The sequence below is a fragment of the Alicyclobacillus mali NBRC 102425 genome, assembly GCF_001570745.1.
Classification (GTDB): Bacteria; Bacillota; Bacilli; order Alicyclobacillales; family Alicyclobacillaceae; genus Alicyclobacillus; species Alicyclobacillus mali.
Window position 1 is genome coordinate 1 of the sequence record NZ_BCSG01000058.1, and the last position, 8,231, is coordinate 8,231.

The window sequence follows — 8,231 nt, forward strand, 5'->3', positions numbered from 1 at the left end:
TCACAATGTGTACTACATCGAGGGAGTGCCCAAGGGTGAAATCCATCAGTGCCGCGAAGCCATGCGAGTGGCTTGCACAGGAGTATCGGCAGCATCGACAGGTGTTTCGAGCTGAGAAGATTCGCTTTCGCGGCGTCGACGGGCGCGACGTGTACAACATCGCGGCGCCATTGATCGATGAGGGTCGGGCCGTCATTCCGGCTCGCGTGGAGCCACGCGACAGTGAGTTTTCCGAAGTGATCTTTTTCCATGAGACGCCGGACGGCGTGTGGTCTCGGGTTGAAGAAGTGCGGACGTTCCGCGGGCTGCAGGACCCGTTTCACGCGCGCATCCACGGGGAATTGGTGTTCGGCGGCGTGGAGATCTGGACGAATCCGTTTCACAACTACGAGATCGAATACCGCACCGTGTTTTACCGCGGTGAATCGGTGGGGGACCTGCGGCTTTTTGCCGTCGGACCGCAGTGGATGAAGGACATTCGCTTGGTGGAGCTTCCGGACGGGCGCGTGGGCGTGTTCACCCGCCCAAACGGCAGTAGGTACGGCGGCCAGGCGCAAATTGGGTGGACGATTTTGTCTTCGCTCGATGATCTGTCGCCGGATTCCATTCTCAAGGCGGAAATTTTGCCGGATCGGTTTCATCCCGGGGAGTGGGGCGGCGTGAACGAGGCGCAGCGCCTCGACGACGGCAGCATCGGCGTTTTGGGCCACATCGCATATCGCTCCGAGGATGGCGCGCTCCATTACAAGGCCATGTGCTTCGCGCTTCATCTCGACGAGGACGTCGTGACGCCGGTTCGTGTCATCGCCGAGCGCAGCGATTTCCTGGGCGGCGAGGCGAAGCGGCCGGAACTCGCGGATGTGGTGTTCAGCGGCGGCCTCGTGCGGTACGAGGACGGCACGGCGCATTTGTACGCCGGTGTGTCGGACGCTGAAGCGCAGCGGATTCTCATCCCGGATCCGTTTTCTGTCGCCGCGCCCTGCCCGCTCGAGATGGAGGCGTGACGGAAGAAGCCGTCGCGCCTCCTGACAGCTCGCGCAAGGACCAGGGTTCGTTCTCGCGCGCGACCAGGCTGTGATACAATGGCCAAGAAGTCGAGACCTTGGGAGGAGATTGGATGAATCGCAAGCTTGTTGTATCTGCTGGGTGCGTCGCACTGATTGCGGGCCTGGTGGCAGGATGCGGCACAGCCAACAATACGACAAATTCGGCGAACACGGCGGTGCAAAGGCCCGCGGCGAAGAGCAACACCACCGTCGTGCAACAGGGCCACAACAACCTCGTGGTGGCGCCGACGAGCGAGGTGGGCAGTGCCAACCTGAAGCGGCTCACGGCCATCGCGGACAAGCAACCGTCCAACTTTGCGGCGCAGCTGAACGCGGCCGACAGCGCGTCCGCAAACGGGAACACGGCGCTCGCCATCCAGTACTTCAAGCGCGCCGTGCAGGCGAATCCCAAGTCCGGTCTGGCGCTGACCGCGCTCGGCAACATGTACCGCGAGCGCGAAAATCAGCCGAAGGAAGCCATCCCGTACTACCAGAAGTCCATTCAGGTGGATCCGTCGTACGGTTGGGCGTACTGGCAGCTCGCGCAGGCGTATCTCACCTTGAAGGAGACAAGCCTCGCGAAACAGACGCTGGAACAGGGCCTGAAGAACGTCAGCAAGAAAGATCCAGCTTATGCGGATATCCAATCAACGCTGTCGAACCTTAACGGCGCGCAGAAAGCGTCCAAGTGAAGCGGACGAGGCGTGCGTTTCCACTTGCCTTGGGGCTCGTGAACGCGTAACATGTCGGAGGAAGGCGCTACAGTGCACTCCTCTGCGAAGGCCCCAGGGAATGGAGGGGGTTCGATGTTTCGCACGCTGATGAAATCCAAAATTCACCGTGCCACCGTGACGCAGACCAACCTGCACTACGTCGGCAGCATCACCATTGATGAGGACCTCATGGAAGCTGCAGATCTCGTCGAGAACGAACAGGTGCAGGTGGTCAACATCCACACCGGTGCGCGGTTTGAGACGTATGTGATCCCCGGCGATCGCGGCTCGGGCGTGATCGGCTTGAACGGCGCAGCGGCGAGGTTGGCCGAACCGGGCGATTTGGTCATCGTCATTTCGTACGCGGCCTACAGCGAGGAAGAGGTCCGGCGTCACCATCCGACCGTCGTGATGGTGGACGCGGACAACCGGCCCGTCGAGGCGCTCGCCTCCGAGGCCGAGGAGAACAAGCGCATGGAGCGCGTCACGGCGCGCGTATAACGCTGCTTCGTTTCTCAGGAAGGGCATCCGAAAGGGTGCCCTTTTTGTATATCGGCGCAGCGGCTCCCCGAAGCGGGGGATGTGTTTCCCGAGCGCTGGGGATGGCGAGCGCCTCAAACACTTCTCACAATGGAAAGGCGGCGAGAGATAGATTGAAACGCGTTCGGCTGGGTCTTATCGGTTGCGGTGTGGTGGGGAGTGGCGTGCTCCGCGTGCTGAGCGATCGCGCCGGCATGGTTGGCGGCATGGAGCTTGAGGCGACGCGCATCGCGGTCAAGCACTTGTCGCGCCCGCGGCCTTCGTATGTGCCGAAGGAAAGGCTGACGGATGACTGGCGATCTGTCTGCCTCGCGGACGACGTCGACGTCGTGATCGAGGTGATGGGCGGCATCGACGTGGCGCACGAGGTGGTCCGCACGGCGATTCGCGCGGGCAAGCCGGTCGTGACCGCCAACAAGGCCCTCATGGCGGCGCACGGCCCGGAACTTCGGGCCTTGGCGCGGGACCACGGCGTGGCGCTTCGATACGAGGCGAGCGTGCTCGGAGGGGTACCCGCCATTCACACGCTACAGACCTACTTCCGCGTCAATCGCGTCACGGCCCTGCGCGGCATCGTCAACGGGACGAGCAATTACATCCTCACCCGCATGACCCACGAGGGCGCGAGCTTTGCGGACGCGCTGGCGGAGGCGCAGGCGCTCGGTTACGCCGAACCCGATCCCACGTCGGACGTGGAAGGCCACGACGCGTTCTTCAAGCTTCAGGTGCTCCTCCAGGTGCTCGGCGTCGACACCGCGCCGCTCAGGAACGAGGTCCATGCTCCGGCGCTTGAGCCTCGCCCTCTGGACGCGCGGCCAGCGGCCTACCTCGCGGCGCCGCGGGAAGGCATTTCGCACCTTCGGCTGGACGACGTGTTACGGGCGAGATCGCGCGGGGAAAAGCTGAAGCACGTGGCCACCGCCCGCTGGCGCGAGGACGGCGTGGTGGAGACCTTCATCCGCGTCGAATCTCTTCCCCCGTCCGATCCGCTATTCGGCATCGACGGCGTCGAAAATGCGCTCGCCATCACGGGCGACGTGGTGGGCACCGTGACGCTCACCGGGCCTGGCGCCGGGGCGTTCCCTACCGCGAGCGCCGTGCTCGAGGACGTGGTCCAATTGGTCGAGGTGCCGCATGCAGGAAACGCAAGCGTCGAGGACGAAATAGAGTGGCGAGTGAATTCATCCAGAAGGTAGGCGAACTATGATCTCTCGTCGCTCTTGGCTCGCGAGCCTCGCATCGTTTGCTCTCGTATGCGCACCGCTGGCAGCTCCGATGGCGCAGGCTGCCACGCGCGCGTCTTCGAGCGTGCCGCACCTCAAAGTCGCGCCCGGCCATGTGCGCGTGATCATCCACGGAAAGCTGTACGACGCCATCTGCGTCGGCAACGACACATATGTCGACGAGGCGGCGTTCAACGCCTTCGGGACGCCGTATGTCGATCTCGGCAACGGCAACATCGCGCTGACGGGCGGCAACGTCCAAGGCGTCGTTTATTACGGGAAGACGTACGTGCCTTGGTCGGCGCTCGCCCCATCGGTCCGGGCCATTCCGCTGAAGGGCGGGGGCTTCGAATTTGTAAGCGAACCGGTGAAGCACAGCTACTCTGTGTTGATTCAGGCGTCGCAGGCGGTGGCGGGCAGCGTTGCGGTGCTGAACATCGTCACGCTTGACGGAGACAATCCAGTTCCGGGACAGGCCATCACCCTATCATCCACCGGATTCAGCGAGCTGGAGCCCTCTGCGGGCGCATCCTCTCTCCAGGTGAGCACCGATGGAACGGGCACGTGGCAGGGAGGATTGACCGACTCGACGGCCGAGACGGTGTACGTCAACGTCACTTGGAAGACGCCGACGGGAGGCGTCGTACATCAGAGCCTGCCGGTTCAGTTCCAGACGGCCAAGGCTAATTCGTCTGTTTCGCCCACCCTCGGTTCAGAAAGCGTCCTTGTGCAGACGCCCGTGACGTTTTACCAGAACGGCGTCTTTTTTCAGGCGTCGAGCGGAACCAATCTCATTACGTTCCAGCTCGACACGGGTGCATTTGAAACGCTGCTTGGCCAGCAGCTGGCGACGAGCCTCCATCTCCCGAATCTGGGGAGCATTGAGGTCGGCGGGATCGGCGGGACGGATGAAGCCTACTTGAGCAAGGTCACCTTGAAGATTGGCAATCGCGTCTTTGCGGATGTGCCTTGCATCGTGGATCCGAGCTGGACGGGCATTCCGCTCTTGGGCTATCAATTCTTCCAACAAAATGGATATGATCTATTGGTCTCTCAGAGTCAGAACACGCTGTACATCTTGAAGTGAGCCCAGACGGCGGGCGAACCCGTGAGAGGTGACACGCGTTGGCGCGCAAGCGAATGGGCGAGTTGCTTGTGGAATCTGGCATGCTCGCCCCGGAACAGTTGGAGATGGCGCTCGCCGAGCAGCGCGAGACGGGCACGCGCCTTGGCGACATCCTGATTCAGAACGGGTATATCACCGAGCAGCAACTCGTCGAAGTGCTGGAGTTTCAGCTCGGCATTCCGCACGTCATCCTGGCGAACATGAAGATCGATCCGGAGGTGCTGAAACTCGTTCCCGAGCGCCTCGCGGAGACGTACGTTCTCATCCCATACCGGCGCGCCGGCAGTCGCCTGCACGTCGCGATGGCCGATCCGCTCGACTACTACGCCATCGACGACCTGCGCCGCTCCACCAATCTCGTCATCATGCCCGCCATCGCAACGCGCCAGGACATCCAGGCAGCCATCTCTCGCCATTACCGCGGCAACGAGGTGTTTGAGACGGCGGTGCGGTCCGTCGCGGAATCTGCGCCGCCCCGCCCGGAGCCGGAACAGGAGAACCGGGCGGCGGATTCACCGGTTGTGCGCGCGCTCAATCAGATTCTGGTGGAAGCGTCGGACGCCGGCGCGTCCGACGTGCACCTGGATCCACAGGCGGACGGGGTGGTCCTGCGGTTCCGCGTGGACGGATTTTTGCGGACGGAGCGCTTGATTCCTCGAAACCTTCAGAGCGGCCTCGTTGCGCGCGTGAAGATCCTGGCGAGGCTCAACATTGCCGAGCAGCGGCTGCCGCAGGACGGTCGCTTTGAGTTTGCGGAGGGTGGGCGCAAGGTGGACGTGCGCGTCTCCACGATGCCCACGGCCCACGGAGAGAAGGTCGTGCTCCGCATCTTCGATCTCGCCAAGCGGGCGTTCAGCCTGGATGAGCTCGGGTTTTCGACGGCCAACCTGGCGGCGTTTGAGCGCATGATCACGAAGCCCTATGGAGCGGTGCTCATCACGGGGCCGACGGGATCGGGCAAGACGTCGACGCTGTACGCGGCGCTGAAGCGGCTGGCGACGCCCGAGGTCAACGTCATCACCATCGAGGATCCCATCGAGTACCAGCTCGACGGCGTGAATCAGGTGCAGGTGAATCCGGCCGCTGGACTCACGTTCGCGCGCGGGCTTCGCGCGGTCCTCCGCCAGGATCCGGACATCATCATGGTGGGTGAGATTCGCGACAACGAGACGGCTGAGATCGCCATGCGCGCCGCGCTCACGGGGCACCGCGTGCTGTCGACGCTGCACACGAACGACGCGGCGAGCGCCATCAACCGGCTCATCGACATGGGCGTGCCAGCGTATATGATGGCATCCGGCGTGACGGGCGTGGTGGCGCAGCGGCTGGTGCGCCTTGTCTGCCCTCGCTGCAGACAGGAGCGCAAGGCGACGCCGCTCGAGCAGGAGATTCTCGAAGAAAATGGCTTTGCTGCTGATTCGGTGGTGGAAGGCCGGGGATGCCCCGCGTGCGGTCAGACGGGATACAAGGGCCGTATGGCTGTGCAGGAAGTGCTGGAGGTGGATGACGAGATCGCGCGGCTGATCCTGACGTCGAGATCGTCGGAGGATTACCTGAGCGTGGCGAAGGAGCGCGGCATGCGGACGATGTTCCAAGACGGGCTGGAGAAGGCGCTGGAAGGCAAGACGACGGTGCAGGAAGTGCTGCGCGTGACGGCCGCGACTTGAGGGGGGTGAGACGAGGTGAGCGTGTACCGGTATGAGGCCATCGCGCGCCCCAACCGGCGCGAGCGGGGAAAGATTGAAGCGGATTCGGAGGCGGACGCCATTCGGGCGCTCGCGGAGCGCGGCCTGTTTGTGGTCGGGCTCAAGTCGATGAGCGAGAAGTCGGATCTGTGGAACCGGCAAATCAAACTGAGCTTTCTCGAGCCGAAGGTCAAGTCCGAGGATTTCGTCCCCTTCTGCCGGCAGTTCGCGACGCTCGTTCGGGCCGGCGTGCCGTTGGTGCCAGCCCTTCAGGTCCTGGAGGAGCAACTCAAAAAGGGACCGCTGAAGCGCGCCGTGGGAGAGGTAGCGGCGAAGGTCGAGGGCGGGACTGCGCTCTGGGAGAGCCTGGCTGAGTATCCGAAGGTGTTCCCGTCGATGTTTGTCCAGATGGTGCGTGCTGGCGAGGCCAGCGGTTCCCTCGAGGAAGTGCTGGAGTCCACGGCACGATTCGAAGAAGGGCAGCGCGAGACGGTGTCGAAGATCAAGTCGGCGCTCATGTACCCGGCGCTTGTCTCGGTGATGTCGGTGCTAGTGGCTGGGTTTTTGATGATCAACGTCATTCCTTCATTTGTCTCTGTGTTCGCCTCCATGCACGTGACGCTGCCGCTTCCGACGCGGATTGTGCTGTTTTCCGCGGACGCGGTGAAACGATTCTGGTACTTGGCGATTCTCCTGGTGGTGCTCCTGGTGGGGGCGTGGATCTTCGTCAGCCGCCATGGCGAGAGCCGCTACTGGCGGGATCGTCTGCTTTTGTACATCCCTGTGTTTGGAAAGCTGATGCGCTATCGGGCCATGGCGCAGGCGTCGCGCACGCTGGCGATGCTGTTTCACGCGGCCCTGCCGGCGCTGACGGCGATGTCGCTCGCGGCCGACGCGGTGGGAAACCGCTATGTCCGCGTGAGCCTGCGGCAGGCGCGCGACACCTTGGGCGAGGGGGGCGCATTGTCCGAAGCGCTGCAGCGCGCGGGCGCGTTCACGCCCCTGATGGTACAGATGGTGCGCGTGGGGGAAACCACGGGGCATCTCGACGACATGTTGGCGCGCGTGGCGACGTTCTACGAGTCCGAGTTGGAGGTGATGGTGGAGCGACTCCGGCAACTGCTCGAGCCGCTGTTGACGACGGTGCTGTCCGGCGTGGTGGGCGTCATCGCGCTGTCGGTGCTGTTGCCCATGTTCTCGCTTTACAACAATCTAGGGTCGTACGGCGTCTCGTGACGGCTTCTGTCGGTGTCTACGAAAAATGTGGCCAAATTGACTAGAATGCATGTACAAGTGCATTTCCTGCCAGTATAATAGGTGCCATCAAAGGTACTCATTCGACACGTAGGCTCGGACTCGGTCGAGCAGAGGGGAAGGGGAGTTCTGATGGGTCAGATGAGAATGAAGATTTCGAGTGTGAAACAAAGGCTCCGGGATCAGCGCGGTGTGACGCTGATCGAAATGCTCGCCGTGGTCGTCATCCTGGCGATTCTCGCGGCGGTCGGCGTGCCGATTGTGTTGGCACAGATTCAGAAGGCGCGCCTGAACACGGACAAGTCGAACGAACAGTTGATTGCGGACGCGCTGCAGCGCGCGGAGTATGATTATCAGTCGAACTCCACGAATCAGGGGAGTCTGGGTATCACAAATGGCGCGATTGTCAATGGGAGCGGTGCGCAGATTGGCGTCGTGTCGAACGGATCTCTGTCGAACAGTACCGCCGTGTATAACTACTTGCTTGGCAATGGTTCTGGCAACGGCTACTTGACGAGCGTACCCAATCCGCAGTCACAAACGGGCAACTTCACAATTGTCCCGGGTTCACCGGCTAACAACATGACCGCGCCGTACGTCACGTTCACGTATCCCAACGGCACTGGGAACATCCAATCTTGGTC

General features: G+C 62.5%; 8 protein-coding genes. All 8 read left to right on the top strand.

The window, feature by feature from the left end; all coding sequences use genetic code 11:
* Nucleotides 1-35 precede the first annotated feature (35 nt).
* Nucleotides 36-1,004 (top strand): MTP-1 family protein, encoded by a 969-nt coding sequence (locus AMA01_RS13080; protein ID WP_082744195.1) that lies wholly within the window; start codon nucleotides 36-38, stop codon nucleotides 1,002-1,004.
* A gap of 113 nt (nucleotides 1,005-1,117) precedes the next feature.
* A complete protein-coding gene (locus AMA01_RS13085; RefSeq protein WP_067851672.1) occupies nucleotides 1,118-1,738 on the top strand; it encodes a tetratricopeptide repeat protein in 621 nt (206 codons plus the stop codon).
* Nucleotides 1,739-1,852: 114 nt separating this feature from the next.
* On the top strand, nucleotides 1,853-2,260 hold the full coding sequence (panD, locus tag AMA01_RS13090) for an aspartate 1-decarboxylase (RefSeq protein WP_067851674.1): 408 nt from the start codon (nucleotides 1,853-1,855) through the stop codon (nucleotides 2,258-2,260).
* A gap of 152 nt (nucleotides 2,261-2,412) precedes the next feature.
* Nucleotides 2,413-3,495 (top strand): homoserine dehydrogenase, encoded by a 1,083-nt coding sequence (locus AMA01_RS13095; protein ID WP_067851676.1) that lies wholly within the window; start codon nucleotides 2,413-2,415, stop codon nucleotides 3,493-3,495.
* 7 nt (nucleotides 3,496-3,502) lie between these two features.
* Complete coding sequence (locus AMA01_RS13100) at nucleotides 3,503-4,609, top strand: retropepsin-like aspartic protease (RefSeq protein ID WP_067851678.1); 1,107 nt, start codon at nucleotides 3,503-3,505, stop codon at nucleotides 4,607-4,609.
* Between the two features lie 38 nt (nucleotides 4,610-4,647).
* Entirely contained in the window at nucleotides 4,648-6,315 is a 1,668-nt protein-coding gene (locus AMA01_RS13105) for a GspE/PulE family protein (RefSeq protein WP_067851680.1), read from the top strand.
* Between the two features lie 15 nt (nucleotides 6,316-6,330).
* Nucleotides 6,331-7,569, top strand: a complete 1,239-nt coding sequence (locus AMA01_RS13110; RefSeq protein ID WP_067851683.1) for a type II secretion system F family protein — start codon at nucleotides 6,331-6,333, stop codon at nucleotides 7,567-7,569.
* Nucleotides 7,570-7,749: 180 nt separating this feature from the next.
* A partial coding sequence (locus tag AMA01_RS13115) for a prepilin-type N-terminal cleavage/methylation domain-containing protein (protein WP_231862962.1) occupies nucleotides 7,750-8,231 on the top strand: 482 nt, incomplete at its 3' end.

Coding starts and splice junctions, on each gene's coding strand:
- AMA01_RS13085 (WP_067851672.1), top strand. CDS start 1,118: ATGAATCGCAAGCTTGTTGTATCTGCTGGGTGCGTCGCACTGATTGCG.
- panD (WP_067851674.1), top strand. CDS start 1,853: ATGTTTCGCACGCTGATGAAATCCAAAATTCACCGTGCCACCGTGACG.
- AMA01_RS13100 (WP_067851678.1), top strand. CDS start 3,503: ATGATCTCTCGTCGCTCTTGGCTCGCGAGCCTCGCATCGTTTGCTCTC.